Raw genomic sequence first — 19,542 nt, 5'->3', positions numbered from 1 at the left:
GCGGAGTACTTGTGAAGTCACTGACGGCCCAAGATTGTCATCAGAACATCATTGAAATAGATAACGTATCTTTCTCATATAGAAATCAGAAGGTATTGTCAGATGTGAATTTTGCTGTGAAAGAGCGCGACTTTGTGGGTATCATTGGTTCAAATGGGGCAGGGAAGTCTACTTTGATGAAAATGATCGTAGGGCTACTACCTACGGAAAAAGGGAACATTAACTTATTCGGTCAACCCATTGGAAAGTTTAAAGACTGGGAGAGAATTGGCTATGTCCCGCAAAAAAACAATTTCAATCCGTTATTCCCAGCAACTGTTCGTGAAGTAGTACTCTCAGGAATGTACAATAATAAGTCGCTCTTCCGACGTGTTAGTCGTGCCATGCAACAACAATGCGATGATGCATTAGAAGTCATGCGTATACAGGATATAGCGAATAAACGGATTGGGGAGCTCTCTGGGGGGCAACAACAACGTGCGTTCCTAGCACGAGCTCTCATTAACCATCCGGATCTACTTGTGTTGGATGAGCCTACTGTGGGTATCGATGCGCAGACACAGGCAAGTTTTTTTGAACTTATAACGCATATGCATGCACATCATCATATGACCTTCCTAATGGTGTCTCATGATCTGGATATGATTGAAGGCTATTTAGGAACAACACCGAAACAAAAGAATGGCAATATTCAATTTTTTGTTAGACATTCTCATGATCTACAGAATTGCGATGAGCGTAATTTAGAACATTCATTATCTTATAGTTAATGGAAACAGAATAAGGAGACGTTATTATTGCCACTTGAAATATTGTTTAGTGATTTTTTTCAACGAGCTCTTGTCGGTGGAATACTTATTGGTTTAACAGCTCCACTCATTGGTATCTTCCTAGTGCTTCGGAGGCTGTCCATGATTGGAGATACCATTGCTCACGTGACCATCGCTGGTGTTGCGCTAGGATTTCTAATTGAAGTGTATCCTCTTGGTGCAGGTTTGGTATTTGCTGTACTTGCATCCTTCGCCATTGAGAAATTGCGAAAAGCTTATAAAAGTTATGCGGAGTTATCCATCGCGATTATTATGTCGGGTGGCGTTGCGTTAGCTTCTCTCTTTTTCACATTAGGAATGGGTTATAATACGGACGTCATGAGCTATCTATTTGGAAGTATTTATACGTTAGATACGACGGATTTGTATGTGGTTGGAGGCGTTACAGTTATTGTAGTGCTTGTGATCTCTCTTTTCTTTAAAGAGTTCTTTGTACTAAGTTTCGAAGAAGATGCTGCTAGTGTAAGTGGATTACCCGTGAAGTTGCTCAATATGTTAATTACGATTCTTACAGCTCTCGTAGTCAGTACAGCAATTAAAATCGTAGGGGCTTTATTAGTATCGGCTCTATTAACGATTCCTGTAGCGATTAGTTTACTGATTGCACGTAGTTTCAAAACTTCGGTCATATTATCTGTCGTGTTTGCGGAAACAGCGGTCGTGATCGGCTTGATGGTAGCTGGTATATGGAATTTAGCTCCGGGTGCAACGATCGTGCTATTATTGATAGCGATGCTTGTGATAACGATGATTGGGAAAAAAGGTCTACCTAATTAGGAGGTAAAAGCGTGGAAATTAATATAACTCTTGCATTTATGGCAGGTTTCGCTTCATTTATTTCACCATGCTGTTTGCCTCTCTATCCTTCGTATCTCTCTTATATTACAGGGATGTCAGTCCAACAGATTAAGACGGAGCAGAATAAAAAAGAAGTCCGATTTCGGACCCTAACTCATACCTTAGCTTTTATTCTTGGCTTCTCTGTAGTGTTCTATTCTCTTGGCTTGGGTGCTGGATTCTTTGGTCATTTCTTCTCTGATAATAGGGGATTAATTAGACAGTTATCAGCGATTTTGATCATGTTGATGGGCCTTTTCTTATTGGGTATTTTTCAACCGAAATTTCTTATGAGAGAACGTAAGATGGATTTGAAATTTAAGCCAGCAGGATACATAGGTTCTTTTATATTTGGAATTGGATTCTCAGCGGGTTGGTCTCCGTGTATCGGGCCGATACTTGCCGCTATCATTGCCATGGCAGTAAGTGAGCCTGGAACGTGGTTAGCGCTAATTACAGCATATACGGTTGGATTTGCGATTCCATTCTTCATCCTTGCTTTTTTTATTGGATCAACGAAATGGATTCTGAAATATTCTAACTTGATGATGAAGATCGGTGGAGCATTGATGTTATTAATGGGGATATTGCTATTTACAGATCAAATGTTTAAAATTACAATTTGGCTTCAACAAATAACACCCGACTGGCTGAAATTTTAAGTGAAATAATCGATGGTTGCCTTGGGGAAGTTTTTGAAAATATGCTCTGTGATAAATTCTCTCAGGGCATGTTGTTGTTCATCAGGGTAGACATATTTATATTGTCCCCATCGTCCCCATTTTGATTTGCGCTTGGCGATATCCATTTCAAGTTTGGATTTGGGATAACGTTGTTCAATCAGAGTCTTCGCAGTCTTAGTGAATCTATGCTGAATTAATTCGAAGGTAAGATCTTCTGTGGCATCTTTGGGAAGCGTTTCTCCAAGTCGCTTGAGTAAATCAGCATAACCATCCTGCCATCCGTCATACCAAATGATAGGTGCGATGATGAATCCAAGTGGATACCCTGCGTGTGCTATTTTTCCAGCAGCTTCAATGCGTTCACTGAAGTTGGAAGTGGCGGGCTCGAACTGGCGAATGACATAATCAGCATTGATACTGAATCGTATGCGTGTATGTCCGTTATGTTGTAATGGGAGTAAGGAATCAACATGATGGAACTTGGTTACAAAACGTAGTCGGCCTAATTCTTCGCTAGCCATAAATGTAATCAATTCGGCAAGAGAACCCGTGATATGCTCTAGTCCAACGGGGTCAGATGTACATGCTGCCTCAAACCGGGTGATTTCAGGCGCTCGTTCGTCAATATACTGTTTCGCTGCGGAAATGACATCATCGGTATTCACGTAAACACGGATATACGGTTTGGCACCGAGCGTTGTTTGAAGATAACAATAATGGCAATGAGCCATGCATCCTGTTGATATGGGGATAGCATACTCAGCTGAGGGTTTGGATTGATCAAATTTAAGTGTTTTACGGACTCCAACGACAAGTGTTCGTTTCGCATTTTTATATTTTTGAGCGTCAGTGTCTCCGGGTAAGTTAGTAATTCGATTATGTGAGGTTGTCATTCGATAAGGGATGTCTTGATCTCTTACCCATTGCATGATCGCAGCACCTTTAGGATAATTCAGCGAATCTGGTTCGAAGTAAACAAGGTCAGGAATAAATGGCTTTGTTGGCTTTATTGTTTTTACAGGTTGTTCTTTTAATCCATTTACCATGTGTAATCCCCCTTTTTTATTAGAGGTTAGTCTATGTCATTGGTACTGGATATAGCCGAGTAAATATTTGACTTCAGAGTTATCCACCAACGACGGGACTTGCAAAGTGTCTCGTGAAACATGTATCATTACATAAGCAGGTATTCGGAATTAGAATTATGTTTATTAGAGATGGATTATCGAGTTACGTAGGATTGTATCTTAATAATCTTCGTCAAGAGAAAAGAGGGAAGAAGATGCCAACGCCAAGTATGGAGGATTACTTAGAGCGCATCTATAAGCTAATCGATGAAAAAGGTTATGCGCGTGTCTCGGATATAGCCGAAGGATTAGAGGTGCATCCTTCATCCGTTACCAAGATGATTCAAAAATTAGACAAAGATGAATATCTCATTTATGAGAAATATCGCGGTCTTATTTTAACGACAAAAGGGAAGAAAATTGGTAAGCGCCTAGTAGATCGCCATCAATTGTTAGAGCAATTCTTAACGTTAATCGGCGTTCAACATGAAAATATATATAATGATGTTGAAGGAATTGAACACCATTTAAGTTGGGACTCAATTACTCAGATTGAGATACTTGTAGAATATTTTCGTCGGGACCAAACACGTATCCAAGAATTACGTGATGTTCATAAGGAATTAGTCAGTGATTCGTAAGCATAGCATCTGTCCCCCCATCAGAGACAGATGCTTTTTTTATATTGTTTATTTCATATGAATCTATGAATCGAAAGGAAGGTATAATTATGAAGTTTAATAGATGGATCATCATGGCTCTTATTGTAATCATCATGCTACCTTTAACAAGTTTTTCAGCTCAGGCACACTCTAGTAAAAGTATAAAGATTCTACTAGATGGGGTTGAACTTACAAGTGATACACCACCCTATGTATTGCCCAAATTAAATGTAACATTAGTTCCTTTACGCGTGATTAGTGAAGGGTTAGGAGCTTCAGTAGCTTGGTCTCAAAGTACGAAGACGGTCACTATAGAGAGTGATACAGCTTATATTAAACTTGTTAATGGGAAGAAGACAGCAGAGGTAAATGGTTCTGTAGTAACGTTAGATGCGTCTGTACAGTCCAGAAATAATCGTACAATGGTACCTTTGCGGTTCGTAGGAGAGTCACTTGGATTACAGGTGAATTGGAATCAGTTAGAACAGAGTGTAACATTAATAAGTAGTGCAACATTGCCTGATAACGGTGGTAATAACGAAACAGATCTCTCTTCACTTCGAGGGGCTTGGGTATCTAGTGTGTATAATTTGGATTGGCCCTCAGCTGCTTCCTATGGAAAAGTGGAAAAGCAGAAAGAAGAGTATGTTACTATGCTTGACCGTTTACAGGCCATTGGCTTGAACACGGTATTTGTTCAAGTTCGTCCAGTAGGAGATGCATTATATCCTTCGACATTGGTTCCATGGTCTAAGGTGTTAACAGGGACGCAAGGAGTAAATCCTGGGTATGATCCACTCCAATATATGATCGATGAGACACATGCGAGAGGCATGGAATTTCATGCGTGGTTTAATCCATTCCGTGCGAATACAGACGCAGTTACATCCAAACTGGCGAGTAATCATGTTGCGATAGAACATCCGGAATGGATTGTGAATGCCAAAGGCCAGCTAATTATTAACCCTGGTATTCCGGAAGCGCGTGCACATGTGATCGATGTCATTATGGAAGTTGTTTCGAATTATAATATTGATGGTGTTCACCTCGATGATTATTTCTATCCAACAGGCGTTACATTTAATGATGACAGCACCTTTAGAACATATAATCCAACTCAAATAGCGTCCAAAGATAACTGGCGTCGTGACAATTTAAATCAGTTCATTGCACAATTAGATCAATCCATTCATGCGGTTAAACCACAAATTTCTTTTGGAGTAAGTCCATTTGGGGTATGGCGTAACAAGAATGTAGATATTACTGGTTCGGATACCAAAGCAAGCATCACAGCCTACGACAATTATTATGCAGATATTCGAACATGGATTAAGAATGGTTGGGTTGACTATGTCGCTCCACAAATATATTGGAGCTTGTCTAGACCCGAAGTGAAATATGATACGTTGGTGAATTGGTGGGCAAATGAAGTGAAGGGGACAGATGTAAATCTTTATATCGGTCAGGCCCCGTATAAACTTGGTACTACCGAAATTGGTTGGCAGAGTGCACAAGAGATTATTAACCAACTGAAATTCAATGCAAGTAAGCCTGATGTGGGTGGAAGTGTATTTTTTAGTGCAAAAGATTTACTGAAGAATCCACTTGGATTAATTCCCGAACTGACTTCATATTACAGCAGAAATTAACATAATTAGTCATGAAAAGTCCCCCGTTCTCATAGATAACATTATTATGAGTAAACGGGGGATTTGTTATATGCTAATTAATGCCGTTTTTGAAGGAGGCGGTGTGAAAGGGGTTTCTCTTGTCGGTGCTGTTAAATCCGCGGAGCAGGCTAATATAGTCTTTCATAAGCTTGCTGGGACGTCTTCAGGTGCCATCGTAGCCTCATTATTGGCTGCTGGGTTTACTGCAGATGAAATGAACGAGATCATTAACCAGACGCCTTTCACATCCTTTCTAAAGAGATCAGTCATATTTAATACCAAATTCATTGGTCCACCACTCCGAGTATTGTTAAAGAAGGGATTATATTCAGGAGAGGCACTTGAGCAATGGATACGAAATGTGTTATTAGAGAAGCAAATATCCACCTTCTCAGATCTTCCCCAGGGGAAATTACAGATCGTGGCTTCTGATATTAGTAATGGGACAATATTAATTCTTCCTGATGGACTAAGGAAATTCGGTTTCAATCCTGACAAGTTTGAAATAGCAAAAGCAGTCAGGATGAGCACAAGTATTCCTTATTTCTTCGATCCAGTTAGACTCAGACAGATCGGGATTGCAGCTAAAGACAAGTCGTTTGTAGACCAGTTTGTTTATATTGTAGATGGTGCGCTATTAAGTAATTTCCCATTATGGTTATTTGATGATGTAATATCGAGAGCGACGGGCTTACCTATTCCTACGATTGGCTTTCAGATGGTTGGTAAGAAAGAAGGACTGCCACACACTATTCGAGGACCATTTACGATGCTACAGGCGTTGTTTGAGACAATGTTGTCAGCACATGATGAAAGGTATATCGAGCGAGATAGGAGTTTTCGTACGATCAAAATTCCTACGTTGGGTGTGAGCACCACAAATTTTCATATTACGAGGGCAGAAAGTATGGCGTTGTTCCAGTCTGGATTTGACGCAGGAAACAAGTTCTTTGGTACGTGGGAAGGTTGAGATTGTTGAATGAATAAAAAGAAAAGAAGGTACTCGTTATTATCCCTAAGGATTTAACGAGTACCTTCTTTTTTTCAATGCCGTAAAAGCAAATTCGGTTCTAATGATATTTAGGCATTTGATCATCATTTTTACCCTTTTTACCATCAATAACTTGAAATGGATAATTTTTTTTCTTCGTAGAAGCTGTGTTTGAGGAGCTCTTTCTGATGCCAGTAACTTTATCCATGGTCTTACGCGATGGATTCACCTTGGGTTGCTTGAATCGTCTAGGCTGATAGTATTTGAATAATAGAAATATCACTACAAACACAAGGACTGGGAGAAGAAGATTTTTGAGTAACTGGAAATTTCCGTATACGACATCGTTCAGTAAACCTAATGCTGCTAATATGATTACTGCCCATGTGACAAAAGATTTACTCTTCATCGTATCCTCACCCTTTCACAGCATCTAGTACTCCGTTTCTGAGTGTTGAATTAACCTTTGAGTTCTCGATCTCAATGTCTAATTCTCTCATTCGGTTAAAGGAAGCGATCGAAACTTCTACTTGTTCGTCCAGAGGCTCTTTAGTCGTAAGTAACTGCAACCAGAGGCCAGGATAACCTAAGAATCGTAAGACTGGTATATCTCTCATCGCATTCGTGAACTTCAGAAATTCAAAGGAAACCGCCATAACGACTGGTAATAACACAAGACGTTGTAAAACACGATCCACCATATTGTCCCATGGTACGACGGAATAAATGATAACGCCTAACAAAATGGTAAGCATCATGAAACTGCTACCGCAACGATAATGAAGACGGCTATGTTTCTGTACGTTCGCTACTGTCAATTCTTCGCCAGCTTCGAAGGTAGTAATGACTTTGTGCTCCGCACCATGATATTGAAATAAGCGCTTAACAACAGGGGTTAATGTAATGACCCAAAGATATACGAGGAGTAGTGCTAGTTTGATTACACCTTCTACTAAGTTATGCAGAATGTAATTATTAAACAACTCGCCAAATATGAAATCTTCAAGGAATACAGGTAGAAGCGTGAAGATTAGCTTACCCACGATAAATGAAAGTACTCCCACTGCTGCAACACCAATCATCATCGTTAGGCTCATGCTGGATTTTTCTTTTGTTTTCTGCTGGACACGTTCTTCTGGTGATGTCTCATCATCCGCATAGGCATCCGCTGAGTAATTCAAATGCTTTGATCCCTTCGCACTGGAATCTATAAGGCTGACAATACCTCTAATGAGAGGAATCTTACGTAATTTCTTTATCCATGATTTATCTTCACGGGGCACTTCTAAAAATGTGATTTCATTGTTTTTACGTCTCACAGCTGTAACGTTGATATTCTTTCCGCCAAACATTACACCTTCAATGACGGCTTGGCCACCATAGCTGATAGACTTAGACTCTTGAGGCAACCAGTTCACCTTCCCTATATGGGTTATTTTTTTGAATTCTTTAATACTATTGTATCGAATTTCCTCTTCAATATCTACTTAACTAAAATATAAGGAGATTTTGGTTTGTTTCCATTGGAATAGATGCTACATCGTTGTGGTTTACTCAAGAACGAAATGAACATACTAGGCATAGAAGATTTTAAAGAAAAGATCACAATACTAGGGGGATTATTATGAATCAACACCAACAATCAACTCATACATATACCAATGCGTATACATTTGCTTTAGAACTTGGTTTTTTTGCAGGCGTCATTTGGGGAACCATGCATTGGGTTTTCTATATTTTTAAATTCACGAATGTGATTCCAGCGTATTTAGCCGAACCCTTTTTTAAGAATCAATTTTTAAAAAGTGGAGCGGGTCAGCTCGTGGGATTATTATTTTTCATAGCATTTTCGATTGTGGTAGCACTTATCTATGCCGCTCTTTTTCGAAAGTTGAAGGGACCTTGGCCCGGGATGATATATGGGATTATTTGGTGGGCTATTATATTTGTGGTGGTAGGCCCGTTATTCGATATGGTGAAGCCATTATCAGGTCTATCCTCAACAACGATTATTAGTGAATTCTGTTTGTTTCTATTATGGGGTTTGTTCATTGGTTACACGATTGCGATGGAATTTACAGACGAAAGGATGAGAGAACCTAAGAAAGTAGAAGGCTGAGCTCGAAATAGCTTCTCAAGAATACATTCCCTATGGTAAAATAGCAGATGGTTATTTGATTATAAGGGTGGGATTATCAATTTGAATACCATATGGGTGATCAACGGACCGAACCTTAATCTCTTGGGTGTAAGGGAACCAGGTATTTATGGGTCACAAAACTTACAATCTATTGAAGATAATATTCGGAAGCAAGCAACTAATCTGGGTGTTGATATTTCCTTCTATCAATCGAATCATGAAGGCATTATGATCGATTGGATTCATGAAGCAATGGAGAAAGCAAACGGGATTATTATTAATCCAGGTGCGTTAACCCATTACAGCTATGCGTTACGTGATGCGATTAGTTCTGTACGCATTCCGACAGTAGAGGTACATTTATCCAATATTCACTCTAGGGAGTCTTTTCGACACACGTCTGTGATTGCTCCTGTTGCGCTCGGGCAAATTGCTGGATTCGGTGCATTAAGTTATGAACTTGGACTAATTGCACTGGTACGTCATTTGGAAGATCAAGGACAGTAGGCATGTATTGCTCTCCTTGAGTCTGTCTTTAGAGAGGGAGATCACATAATGGAAAATTTAAGAGTACTTAAGTTACGTGAAGGCATGCAAAAGAAGAATGTGGAAGCTATATTTATCACGAGTCCAATTAATCGTCGTTATTTGACAGGATTTACTGGATCATCAGGATATGTTCTAGTGACGATGTCTAATGCATATTTACTAACAGATTTCCGTTACATGACACAAGCACCGCAACAAGCTAAGGGCTTTACGGTTGTGGAACATGGTACTAAAGTGATGGATAATGTGAAAGAGCTACTTGTCAGCAGTAAGATTACACAGCTTGGTTTCGAACAGGATGATGTATCTTATAGCGCATATACTACGTACAAGGAACAGTTGGAACCTGAGATTGAACTTATCCCTGTTAAGGGGCTAGTAGAGCAGTTGCGGATATTTAAGGATGAGGAAGAAGTTAAGGTCATGCAACGTGCAGCTGACCTTGCTGATGAAACATTCAATTATATTCTGAATGTTGTGAAGCCTGGGATGACGGAACGTGAAGTTGATCTTGCGATGGAATTCTATATGCGTAATCATGGAGCAACCTCATCTTCATTTGATACCATTGTTGCTTCAGGAGAACGTTCTTCCATGCCTCATGGCGTTGCGAGCGAACGTGTAATTCAAGGTAATGAATTTATTACCTTCGATTTCGGTGCACTACTCGATGGGTATTGTTCTGATTTGACACGGACGATAGCTTTAGGAAATCCTCAACCTGTATTGAAAGAAATTTATGATATTGTTCTGGAAGCACAGCTCTTTACACTGGCGAATATTAAGTCAGGTATGACGGGCCGTGAAGCGGATGCCCTTGCACGTGATATTATTACGAAATATGGATATGGAGAGCAATTCGGTCATAGTACTGGGCACGGATTGGGTATGGAAGTACATGAATCTCCACGTTTATCTAAGTTGAGTGATGATATTTTGCAACCAGGGATGGTCGTTACCGTAGAACCAGGTATTTATTTACCGGGAATCGGTGGCGTTCGTATCGAGGACGACATTCTGATCACAGAGACAGGTATTGTTATTTTGACGAAGAGTAGTAAAGATTACACCGTGTTGAACTAACTATTCGTAAATCTTCAAGATGTAACGCTATAAAAAAACTTAAGCTTATGCTTCCGATGTGAGTTTTTTTATCGAAGTATATTCAAGAAGTAACGCTATAAAAAAACTTTTAGGAGGAAATTATATTATGATATCAGTAAATGATTTTAAAACAGGATTAACAGTTGAAGTTGAGGGTGATATTTTTACGGTTATTGATTTCCAACACGTTAAACCAGGTAAGGGTGCGGCATTTGTACGTTCAAAATTAAAAAACTTGCGTAACGGTAACACAGTTGAACGTACTTTCCGTGCAGGTGAAACGATTGGACGAGCAATTATTGAGAACCGTCCGGTACAGTATTTGTATGCTAGTGCACAAGAGCATGCTTTCATGGACAATGAAACTTATGATCAATTTACGTTGACTAGTGATCAACTTAAATGGGAATTGAACTTCATCAGAGAAAATATGAACGTAAATATTATTAGTTATAAAGGTGAGATTCTAGGTATTAACTTACCTCACAGTGTTGAGTTAAAAGTGGCAGAAACTGAGCCAGGCGTTAAAGGAAACACAGCTCAAGGTGCAACTAAGAATGCTACACTAGAAACAGGTCTTATTGTTCAGGTTCCACTTTTCATTAACCAAGAAGATGTATTGTTGATTGATACTCGTGATGGTAAATACATTTCCCGCGCTTAATCAACCAACTTTGTGTATGAATTAATACCAAATTATCCTCCACCGCATGCAGCGGGGAGGATTTTTGTTGAAATTATCTAAAAAACATTGACGAAACTGCTTACTTTCGTATTATACTGATTTAAAGTACGACAGAAAGATAGATGTTCAAAATGAGTGGGGAGTGAATCGAAGTTGTCACTGTACGTCATGAAATTCGGAGGCAGTTCCGTTGGTAATACGGAGCGAATGCAGCGTGTAGCAAGACGGATCGTTGAGAAACAAGATGAAGGTCATCAATGTGTCGTTGTAGTCTCTGCAATGGGAGATACGACGGATGAGTTAATTGATCAAGCTATGCTTTTGAACCCAGAGCCACCAGCTCGGGAAATGGATATGTTAATGACTACGGGAGAGCAGATATCGATGGCTTTGTTATCGATGGCTATTCACCAACTTGGTCGGGAGGCCGTTTCCTTTACAGGATGGCAAGCAGGATTCCGCACTGAGCCCGTACATGGTAAAGCACGTATTATGGATATTATCCCAGATCGTATTCAAGCCGCACTAGATCAAGGGAAAATCATTGTGGTTGCGGGATTCCAAGGCATGACACCAGATGGTGAAATTACGACATTCGGTCGAGGTGGTTCTGATACAACTGCCGTTGCATTGGCTGCAGCGATTAATGCAGATGTATGTGAAATTTACACCGATGTAGATGGTATTTATTCTACAGACCCTAGAGTTGTAAAGTGCGCTACAAAACTTAAGGAAATATCTTATGATGAAATGCTGGAGCTTGCTAGTCTTGGAGCAGCTGTACTTCATCCTCGCGCGGTGGAGTATGCGAAACATAATAGCGTCCGGCTAGTTGTAAGATCCAGTTTTAATAATAATGAAGGCACGGTTGTGAAGGAGGAAGCAAGTATGGAACAAGGTGTTGTCGTAAGTGGGATCGCCTTTGATAAAAATGTCGCGCGTATCAGCATTCTAGGTGTATCCGATACACCAGGAGTACTTGCACAAGTATTTGGTGCATTGGCGAAAGAAGGCATTAATGTTGATATTATCGTACAGAGTGGCGTTAAGAATGGCGAAGCAGACTTCTCATTTACAGTATCAGAGTGTGATCGTGCGGTAGCTGTCATCGAGAGTATCAAGGACCAACTTCCATACCGGGAAGTGACTTCTGAAGATCATCTGGTTAAGGTGTCTATTGTTGGAGCCGGCATGATAAGCCATCCAGGTGTTGCTGCTCAAATGTTCGATGTTATATCTAAACAAGGCGTTAGTATTAAGATGGTAAGTACATCTGAAATTAAAACCTCTTGTGTAATTGATGGAAACAACTTGGATGAGGTAATTAAAGCGTTGCATACGGCTTACAATTTGGATGCTGAGCAACAAGTATTTGTTGGAGGTCCTCAGGATCGTCGTTAATCATGACATAATATATACATTCGCATAGTTATACAATTAATAGATGAAGACCCGAATATTTTCGGGTCTTTTTTTTTCGTTGTCTATAAATAAATGATTCTTCCAAAATTCACATCTAAAAAGAGAGATTCCCGCATATCATGAGTGTTAGTAGTGAAAATAAAGGAGGGTATCATCTTGGATAAGTTCGTAGTCAGTATGGCTACCCTGAGGCTCATTTCTGGAAGTATTGAGATTACTGCGGCTTTGTTCATGTTAAAAGTTGGACAGGTAGATAAAGCACTTACGATTAACACGACCTTAGCTTTTGTGGGACCTACGGTGTTGATTCTCACTACGTCTATTGGTTTATTAGGAATGGCTGATAAGTTATCTTGGGGAAAAATGGCTTGGATTTTGCTAGGAGTATCATTTCTCTTAATAGGTATTCTGAAAAAATGATAGACTCTATGGTCATAAAAATGGAGTACAGGCATACATATGAGGTAAGAAAACTAACGAGCAGACTCTAGCGAGTGCTTATCACAAAGTGAGAAGCTTTGCAAAAATATGTAGTGCTTACGAAGTGATATTTTCTTCGGAAAAAGTTTAGGTCCATGCTTACGAAGTGATTGTTTCTTCGAAAAAATTTAAGTTCATGCTTTCGAAGTTAATTTTTACTACGTAAAAATTTTAGGAGGTAGCATTCATGAAAATGAACTGGTTGGAGTTATTTCCTGAACCGATCAGGTCGCTCCTTGAACAACTACCTTCCTCCTTACTGGATCGGTTGGAAGAAATCAGAATCCGCGAAGGAAGGCCACTAGAGATCAATGCTGGGGGTGAGCATCACTTTCTTACGTTGGGCGGTAAATTGACGTATCGTGTCGAGGAATCGTACAAGCCAAGCGGAGTGGAGACTCACCGGCTCTTAGACAGGATTAGTAATCACTCTCTCTACACCATGGAGGAAGAGTTGCGCAAAGGATTTATTACCATACCAGGAGGTCACCGCATCGGATTAGCAGGAAGAACAGTTCTAAGCGGAGGGAAAGTAGAACATTTGCGTGATATTAGTGGGTTTAATGTTCGGATCGCGCGTGAAATTTGTGGAGCTGCTGATGCGATCCTGCCTCATTTGATAGATAAAAAAGAGAAGAGGATGAAGCATACCCTCATTCTTTCTCCGCCTCAGCACGGGAAAACGACATTGATTAGGGATATAGCCAGGCAAATAAGCAGTGGCAGTTATGGTGATCCAACGGTGAAAGGGTCCGGTATGAAAGTTGGAATCATTGATGAAAGATCTGAAATTGCAGGAAGTTTGCGCGGCGTACCGAGCTTTGATGTGGGTCCAAGAACCGATGTCATGGATGGATGTCCTAAAGCAGAAGGCATGATGATGATGATCCGCTCCATGTCTCCTGAAGTAGTTATTGTGGATGAAGTAGGTCGTCCTGAGGATGTGGAGGCCATCATAGAGGCGCTACATGCAGGTATCTCCGTTATCGCTACCGCTCATGGCTCATCTGTGGACGAACTCTCACAACGTCCTGCGATGGCTGGGCTTATGACGAATCAGCGGTTTGAGAGGTATGTCATTCTAAATCGGTCAGCGGGTAGGCCTACCTATCGTATACTCGATCGACAACAACGTTCAATCCAGATTTCCTCGCCTCTTCAGAAGGGAGTTGATGCCTTTGGTTAAACTTCTCGGGATGTTGATTATCGTTCTAGCGGGAACGTTAGCAGGATTTAACAGAGCCAGGCAATTTGAAAGAAGGCCACAGCAGATTCGCGAACTCATCTTAGTCATGCAGCGACTAGAGACAGAAATTTCTTATGGGTTTACGCCACTACCTGAGGCGCTTAACAAGATGGGGTCTCAGATTCGCGAACCTTTGAAATCATTTTTTATAAGCGCTGCTAATGACATGAATTCAACCAATGGTTTGACCGCACAAGAGAGTATACAGCAGGCATTATCTGTACATTGGAAACGAACCTCAATGAAAGCTACCGAAAGAGAGGTCCTTCACCAACTGAGTTTTACTTTAGGTACAAGTGATCGTCAAGATCAGATTAAGCATATTGCTTTGGCGGCACAGCAGTTAAAACATGAAGAAGTTGCGGCAAGAGAGGAACTGGACAAATACGGAAGGTTAAGTAAAAATTTAGGGCTTCTGGTGGGAATATTGGTCGTCATTTTGATCTTTTAGCGAGGTGCAGGAAATGAACATTGACGTGAACGCTATCTTTCAGATCGCGGGGATCGGGATCATCATTGCCATGATTCATACGGTGCTCAAACAAATGGGGAAAGAGGATATGGCTCATTGGGTGACGCTCATCGGTTTCGTCGTGGTGTTGTTTATGGTCGTTCGTATGCTTGACAACCTGCTGCAAGAGATCAAATCTATCTTTCTGTTCCAGTAGGAGAGCCGTTATGGAAATTATTCAAGTTGTTGGATTAGGACTAATATCTACCATAATAATTCTGATTATTAAAGAACAAAAACCGATGTTTGCCTTTCTAATCGCGGCTTCAACAAGCATTCTAATCTTTCTATTTCTGATTGGAAAGATTGGTAGCGTCATAAATGAATTAGAAAAAATGGCAGAATCAGCAGGTGTTCAGATGATTTACTTAAAGACGATTCTCAAAATTATCGGTATTGCTTATATTGCGGAATTTGGGTCCCAAATTGTAAGGGATGCAGGACAGGAAAGCATTGCATCCAAGATTGAATTAGCAGGTAAAGTGTTGATTATGGTGCTCGCTATCCCAATCATAGGTATCATTATTGAAACTGTCATGAAGCTACTTCCTGCCTAAGAAAGTGAGATATGACTATGTTAGGAAGACAACGTTCTCCAGGCGTGTTATATAAATTTTTATTCATAATTCTATTATTGTTGACGTGGGGGAGCAGTGTATATGCTGATTCACCCGCGGATCAACTTATACAACAACAGGCCAAAAATTTACCCACTGATCAGGTGGAAGGTTATTGGGACAAATTGATGAAAGATTACGGTGGATTCTTTCCGGATCAGAAAACACCTTCCTTTATGGATATGTTACTCCCTGGCGGTGAAGGGCTGGGAATTAAGAATGTTATGTCTGGTCTAACAACTTTTTTCTGGCATGAAGTGCTCTACAATGGAAAACTGCTCGTCAGCATTGTGATGTTAAGTATCATGAGTCTGATCCTTGAGACATTACAGACTGCATTTGAACGAAATAACGTCAGTAAGATCGCTTATTCCTTATGTTACATGATCGTTATGGTTATTGCGATTAATAGTTTCTCAGTAGCCATTGGGTATGCCAAAGGGGCTATCGATAACATGATTGACTTCATGATGGCGATGGTACCACTGCTGTTCTCACTCCTGGCATCTATGGGGAATATCGTTACCGTATCCGTCACGCATCCGTTGATCGTTTTCATGATTCATACTGTGGGAACGGTTGTTCGAACAACGGTATTTCCACTCCTTTTCTTCTCGGCCGTATTACACATTGTAAGCTCCTTGTCAGACAAATATAAGTTAACGCAAATGGCCAATCTGCTACAAAAAATTAGCGTAGGACTGCTAGGAATACTCTTGACTATTTTTCTTGGAGTTATTTCTGTTCAGGGAATTACTAGTTCTGTGACAGATGGTGTGACGATTCGTACAGCCAAATTTATATCGGGAAGTTTCATTCCAGTTGTAGGTAAGATGTTCGCAGACGCGACAGACACGGTTATATCGGCATCACTATTAGTGAAAAATTCGATCGGATTGGCAGGCGTAATTATCATTCTCTTCCTCTGCGCCTTTCCGGCTATCAAAATATTAACACTTGCACTTATTTATCATGTAGCAGCAGCGGTGATGCAACCACTAGGGGATACACCGATTGTTACATGTTTACAAACGATCGGTAAAAGTATGATCTACGCATTTGCGGCAATGGCGGTTGTTGGATTGATGTTCTTTCTAGCTATAACCATTCTGTTAATGGCTGGAAATGTAACCGTCATGATGAGGTGAAAAGGAGGTTATTTATGAGCTGGTTAAATGAATGGATGAGGGAAGTCATTATGGTTGTGCTTCTTGCAACTTTTGTAGATCTCATTCTACCCAGTCGTTCTATGGAACGTTATGTCAAGCTGGTTCTTAGCCTACTTATTCTTCTCACCTTATTGCAGCCAATTATCAATTTGTTTAAGGATTCACCTGAACAAAAGTTGAGTGCAGCATTTAAAATCCAAGAGCTGAATTCAACTAATTTTACGAATGGTAAAGAGACGACCTTACAACAAATATTGTCGCAGGCAGAGCAAATGAAACATCAGCAACAAACAGAGAGTCTCCAGTGGGCTGGAGAAGAGGTTGCACAACAAATGAAGCAACAAATTCAAGATGAGACAGGGTCATTGGTTCAAGAGGTGAAGGTGATTCTCGCACTTGTTCCTGCTAAAGAGGCGAATGAACAAGCTTCACCGTCCATTACATCCGTAGACGTTGTGTTGCAGCAAGAACCAGAAGACCTAGAGGGACCATCGAATCAAAATGATCACAACGCAACACAGCAAATTGCTATTGCACCTATAGCTCCGGTAGAGGTGGACGTAAAAGTGGAGCCTGTTAAGCCAGGAAGTAGCCCGTCCAATGGTGGTGTCGCGGATAAGAAATCTACTGAGGTGTTGAGTCGAATTGGGAGTAAGGCAGAAGAAATTGAGAAGTTACTCAGAGTGAAGTGGAATCTACAGTCTGATCAAATCCAGATTAAACAGATTGAAGGCAACGGCAAGATATAAGGGGGTGAGTGAACTTGGGGAACTGGTTTAAGAAGGTAGAGCAATGGATAGGTGGAGGAAGTGGCGGAGCCAAAAAAATATCTGTTTTTCGTTGGCTCATTATTCTAGGCTTAGTGGGAGTTGCAATTGTGTTATTTAGTTCCTTCGTTAATGTGAAGAAGGTTGATAATGAGAATATTGGACGGGAGCCACCGAGTTCAACGCCTGCTCAAGAAACATTTCAAAATGCAGACTCGCAAACGGACTCGTTTGGCACTATTGAAGAGGTGTTCGAGAACAATATTAAAGAGATATTGGAAAAAATAGTGGGTGTAGGTACGGTTGATGTGTTGGTTACTGTAGATTCAACTGAAGAAATTGTCATTCAACGTAATATCAAAGATTCGCAACAGACGTCACAGGAAAATGATGCTAACGGTGGTAAAAGAAATACGACCCAATATACACGAGATGGTGAGATTGTGACATATGAATCATCTGGAAGTGAGACACCGATTATTACAAAAAGGGTTAAACCTCAAATTCGGGGTGTGTTAATTGTAGCTAAAGGGGCGGAGAACAAAGTGGTTCGAAACCTTGTTATAGATGCAGTAGGCAAAGGATTAAATGTACCAAGTTATAGAATTTCAGTTGTTCCACGCAAACAGGAATAGTAATCCAACCATTTTTTGAGAAAACAAAGGAGGAAATTGGTAATGAATAACAAAAGACAAACAATTTGGTTAGTATCTATGTTGAGTTTAATGGTGGTGTTGTCTGCATATTACCTTTTCACAGGAGATTCGGGTACATCTAAAATTCCGGTTGCAGATAGTCAACAAGTTGTAGATCAGAAATTAACTGAAAACAAAGAGCTTATTACGGAAGTGGTAGTGGATGAACAAAATATCGATCTTACAGAAACGGCAAAAACGACAGATACAGCTAAGAAAACGGATGATACGACTGTAGTTACAGATGCTGTTAAGGAAACGGATAAAGCAGTAACTAAAGATACAACAAAGGTGACAGAAAAAGGAGATACAACGAAATCAACCGTGGCTACAAATGATGATGAGGTACTTAAAGAAGTTGCATCCCAAGCCACGTCAGGCAGAAGTATTCTTGATTCGTATCAACTGGAACGTAAAGATAATAGTATGAAGAAACAAAGCGATTTGTATGTCAAGCTAAATGAAACGAATACACCTGAAGAAGTGGCTAAAGCAAACGATGAACTGAGAAGTCTAGATGAGAAAGAATCTAAGATTACGGGCATTGAAGAAGAACTTCATCAGCAATATGAAGAGGTCGTTGTTAAAGAAGAAAATGATAAATATCAAGTGCTTGTTCTAAGTGATAAACTAGATGTGAAGCAAGCTGTAAACATTGTACAATTAGTCATGAAAGAGCTAAATGTATCTCAAGATAAGGTTAGTGTACAGTATGTAGCGCCTTAATGAATTCCTATATTTCGCCATAATCATACAATTCAGGAAAGAGTCCGGGTCAGTCTGGACTCTTTCCATTTCTTTCGTTTATGATATAATACATATCGGTATGTATATGCAAGTTATATGTATGGCGGTTCTGAAAGTTAAAGGAGTGAATTGACAATGTTTAAGTTGAGTGAGATTAAGGAATTGATCAAGTTAGTAGACCAAACATCTGTTCATGAGTTGGAGATTGAAATGGAAGGCACGCGTCTATCCATTCGTAAACCTGGGAAAACGGAAGTTATACAGTATCAACAGTCCATCCCACAAGCATATCCAACGGCACCATTGCATGTTCAGCCAATGATGCACTCCATAGATCAGGGAACTGATCGAAGTGTGACTGATCAATCGACACCAACAGATTTATCGTCCACATTACATAAAATTGTTTCACCTATGGTAGGAACATTCTACAGATCTGCTTCGCCTGATGATGCTCCCTTTGTTAGCAGTGGAGATAAAGTAGACTTGAAATCAACGGTCTGTATCATAGAAGCTATGAAATTAATGAATGAATTGGAAGCCGAAATAAAGGGTCAAATCGTAGAGGTATTGGTTGAAAATGGCCAATTGGTTGAATATGGTCAGCCTTTATTCTTGGTTAAAACGGATTAGAACGGAAAACTAAGCGAGTGCTTACGAAGGAAATTTT

Annotated in this window: 24 protein-coding genes; 21 read left to right on the top strand and 3 right to left on the bottom strand. The window is 40.2% G+C overall.

Features of this window, described 5'->3' with window-relative positions; translation table 11 throughout:
- Positions 1-11: 11 nt before the first annotated feature.
- Genes PBAT_RS10350 through PBAT_RS10340 form a run of 3 tightly spaced genes read left to right on the top strand, consistent with a single transcriptional unit; the run spans position 12 to position 2,329 of the window.
- Entirely contained in the window at positions 12-770 is a 759-nt protein-coding gene (locus PBAT_RS10350; protein ID WP_084402957.1) for a metal ABC transporter ATP-binding protein, read from the top strand.
- Positions 771-797: 27 nt separating this feature from the next.
- Positions 798-1,607 (top strand): metal ABC transporter permease, encoded by an 810-nt coding sequence (locus tag PBAT_RS10345; RefSeq protein ID WP_068649220.1) that lies wholly within the window; start codon positions 798-800, stop codon positions 1,605-1,607.
- 11 nt (positions 1,608-1,618) lie between these two features.
- Entirely contained in the window at positions 1,619-2,329 is a 711-nt protein-coding gene (locus tag PBAT_RS10340) for a cytochrome c biogenesis CcdA family protein (RefSeq protein WP_476739345.1), read from the top strand.
- Here PBAT_RS10340 and splB read toward each other — a convergent pair.
- On the bottom strand, positions 2,326-3,396 hold the full coding sequence (gene splB / locus PBAT_RS10335) for a spore photoproduct lyase (RefSeq protein WP_068649218.1): 1,071 nt from the start codon (positions 3,394-3,396) through the stop codon (positions 2,326-2,328). The two genes, PBAT_RS10340 and splB, sit on opposite strands and share 4 nt — an antisense overlap.
- Before the next feature lie 236 nt (positions 3,397-3,632).
- On the opposite strand from splB, the gene mntR reads away from it, so the two are divergent.
- The 3 genes from mntR to PBAT_RS10320 all read left to right on the top strand — a co-directional run bounded on the left by mntR (position 3,633) and on the right by PBAT_RS10320 (position 6,719).
- Positions 3,633-4,058, top strand: coding sequence for a transcriptional regulator MntR (gene mntR / locus PBAT_RS10330; protein ID WP_068649616.1), 426 nt, complete (start codon positions 3,633-3,635; stop codon positions 4,056-4,058).
- A gap of 89 nt (positions 4,059-4,147) precedes the next feature.
- The gene (locus tag PBAT_RS10325; protein ID WP_068649216.1) at positions 4,148-5,728 is read left to right on the top strand and encodes a family 10 glycosylhydrolase; all 1,581 of its coding nucleotides are present in this window, start codon (positions 4,148-4,150) and stop codon (positions 5,726-5,728) included.
- A 70-nt stretch (positions 5,729-5,798) separates the two neighbouring features.
- Complete coding sequence (locus tag PBAT_RS10320) at positions 5,799-6,719, top strand: patatin-like phospholipase family protein (protein ID WP_068649215.1); 921 nt, start codon at positions 5,799-5,801, stop codon at positions 6,717-6,719.
- Between the two features lie 100 nt (positions 6,720-6,819).
- Here the strand turns inward: PBAT_RS10320 and PBAT_RS10315 are convergent, their stop codons facing one another.
- Together PBAT_RS10315 and PBAT_RS10310 are read right to left on the bottom strand one after the other, a co-directional pair.
- Positions 6,820-7,149 carry a hypothetical protein gene (locus PBAT_RS10315; RefSeq protein ID WP_068649213.1) on the bottom strand — a complete coding sequence of 110 codons (330 nt, stop codon included), beginning with the start codon at positions 7,147-7,149 and terminating at the stop codon, positions 6,820-6,822.
- Positions 7,150-7,156: 7 nt separating this feature from the next.
- Entirely contained in the window at positions 7,157-8,149 is a 993-nt protein-coding gene (locus PBAT_RS10310) for a DUF1385 domain-containing protein (protein ID WP_068649211.1), read from the bottom strand.
- 215 nt (positions 8,150-8,364) lie between these two features.
- Here PBAT_RS10310 and PBAT_RS10305 point away from each other — a divergent pair, with 215 nt between their 5' ends.
- The 15 genes from PBAT_RS10305 (at position 8,365) to accB (ending at position 19,505) form a co-directional block, all read left to right on the top strand.
- Positions 8,365-8,859, top strand: coding sequence for a YqhR family membrane protein (locus PBAT_RS10305; protein WP_068649209.1), 495 nt, complete (start codon positions 8,365-8,367; stop codon positions 8,857-8,859).
- Between the two features lie 81 nt (positions 8,860-8,940).
- Positions 8,941-9,387, top strand: coding sequence for a type II 3-dehydroquinate dehydratase (gene aroQ / locus PBAT_RS10300; protein ID WP_068649207.1), 447 nt, complete (start codon positions 8,941-8,943; stop codon positions 9,385-9,387).
- Between the two features lie 48 nt (positions 9,388-9,435).
- Positions 9,436-10,512, top strand: coding sequence for a M24 family metallopeptidase (locus tag PBAT_RS10295; protein ID WP_068649205.1), 1,077 nt, complete (start codon positions 9,436-9,438; stop codon positions 10,510-10,512).
- Positions 10,513-10,639: 127 nt separating this feature from the next.
- Entirely contained in the window at positions 10,640-11,197 is a 558-nt protein-coding gene (efp, locus tag PBAT_RS10290; RefSeq protein ID WP_068589803.1) for an elongation factor P, read from the top strand.
- Positions 11,198-11,371: 174 nt separating this feature from the next.
- Entirely contained in the window at positions 11,372-12,619 is a 1,248-nt protein-coding gene (locus PBAT_RS10285; RefSeq protein WP_068649203.1) for an aspartate kinase, read from the top strand.
- Positions 12,620-12,793: 174 nt separating this feature from the next.
- Positions 12,794-13,060 carry a YqhV family protein gene (locus tag PBAT_RS10280; protein WP_068649614.1) on the top strand — a complete coding sequence of 89 codons (267 nt, stop codon included), beginning with the start codon at positions 12,794-12,796 and terminating at the stop codon, positions 13,058-13,060.
- Positions 13,061-13,307: 247 nt separating this feature from the next.
- Positions 13,308-14,306, top strand: coding sequence for a stage III sporulation protein AA (gene spoIIIAA / locus PBAT_RS10275; RefSeq protein WP_068649201.1), 999 nt, complete (start codon positions 13,308-13,310; stop codon positions 14,304-14,306).
- Positions 14,299-14,817, top strand: coding sequence for a stage III sporulation protein SpoIIIAB (spoIIIAB, locus tag PBAT_RS10270; protein WP_068649612.1), 519 nt, complete (start codon positions 14,299-14,301; stop codon positions 14,815-14,817). The genes spoIIIAA and spoIIIAB overlap by 8 nt, the downstream gene beginning before the upstream one ends.
- Positions 14,818-14,830: 13 nt before the next feature.
- Positions 14,831-15,034 carry a stage III sporulation protein AC gene (spoIIIAC, locus tag PBAT_RS10265; protein WP_068598646.1) on the top strand — a complete coding sequence of 68 codons (204 nt, stop codon included), beginning with the start codon at positions 14,831-14,833 and terminating at the stop codon, positions 15,032-15,034.
- A 10-nt stretch (positions 15,035-15,044) separates the two neighbouring features.
- Positions 15,045-15,434: a stage III sporulation protein AD gene (gene spoIIIAD / locus PBAT_RS10260; RefSeq protein WP_068649199.1), complete on the top strand. Its 390-nt coding sequence runs from the start codon at positions 15,045-15,047 to the stop codon at positions 15,432-15,434.
- An 11-nt stretch (positions 15,435-15,445) separates the two neighbouring features.
- Positions 15,446-16,642 carry a stage III sporulation protein AE gene (gene spoIIIAE / locus PBAT_RS10255; RefSeq protein ID WP_068649197.1) on the top strand — a complete coding sequence of 399 codons (1,197 nt, stop codon included), beginning with the start codon at positions 15,446-15,448 and terminating at the stop codon, positions 16,640-16,642.
- Positions 16,643-16,656: 14 nt separating this feature from the next.
- Entirely contained in the window at positions 16,657-17,412 is a 756-nt protein-coding gene (gene spoIIIAF, locus PBAT_RS10250; RefSeq protein WP_068649195.1) for a stage III sporulation protein AF, read from the top strand.
- Positions 17,413-17,426: 14 nt separating this feature from the next.
- Complete coding sequence (spoIIIAG, locus tag PBAT_RS10245) at positions 17,427-18,065, top strand: stage III sporulation protein AG (RefSeq protein WP_068649193.1); 639 nt, start codon at positions 17,427-17,429, stop codon at positions 18,063-18,065.
- Between the two features lie 42 nt (positions 18,066-18,107).
- Positions 18,108-18,851, top strand: a complete 744-nt coding sequence (locus PBAT_RS10240; RefSeq protein ID WP_068649191.1) for a SpoIIIAH-like family protein — start codon at positions 18,108-18,110, stop codon at positions 18,849-18,851.
- 156 nt (positions 18,852-19,007) lie between these two features.
- Positions 19,008-19,505, top strand: a complete 498-nt coding sequence (accB, locus tag PBAT_RS10235) for an acetyl-CoA carboxylase biotin carboxyl carrier protein (RefSeq protein WP_068649189.1) — start codon at positions 19,008-19,010, stop codon at positions 19,503-19,505.
- Positions 19,506-19,542: the final 37 nt, after the last annotated feature.

Source organism: Paenibacillus antarcticus, from assembly GCF_001637225.1.
GTDB lineage: Bacteria > Bacillota > Bacilli > Paenibacillales > Paenibacillaceae > Paenibacillus_AQ > Paenibacillus_AQ antarcticus.
This window is presented reverse-complemented; position numbering and strand designations above follow the sequence as displayed.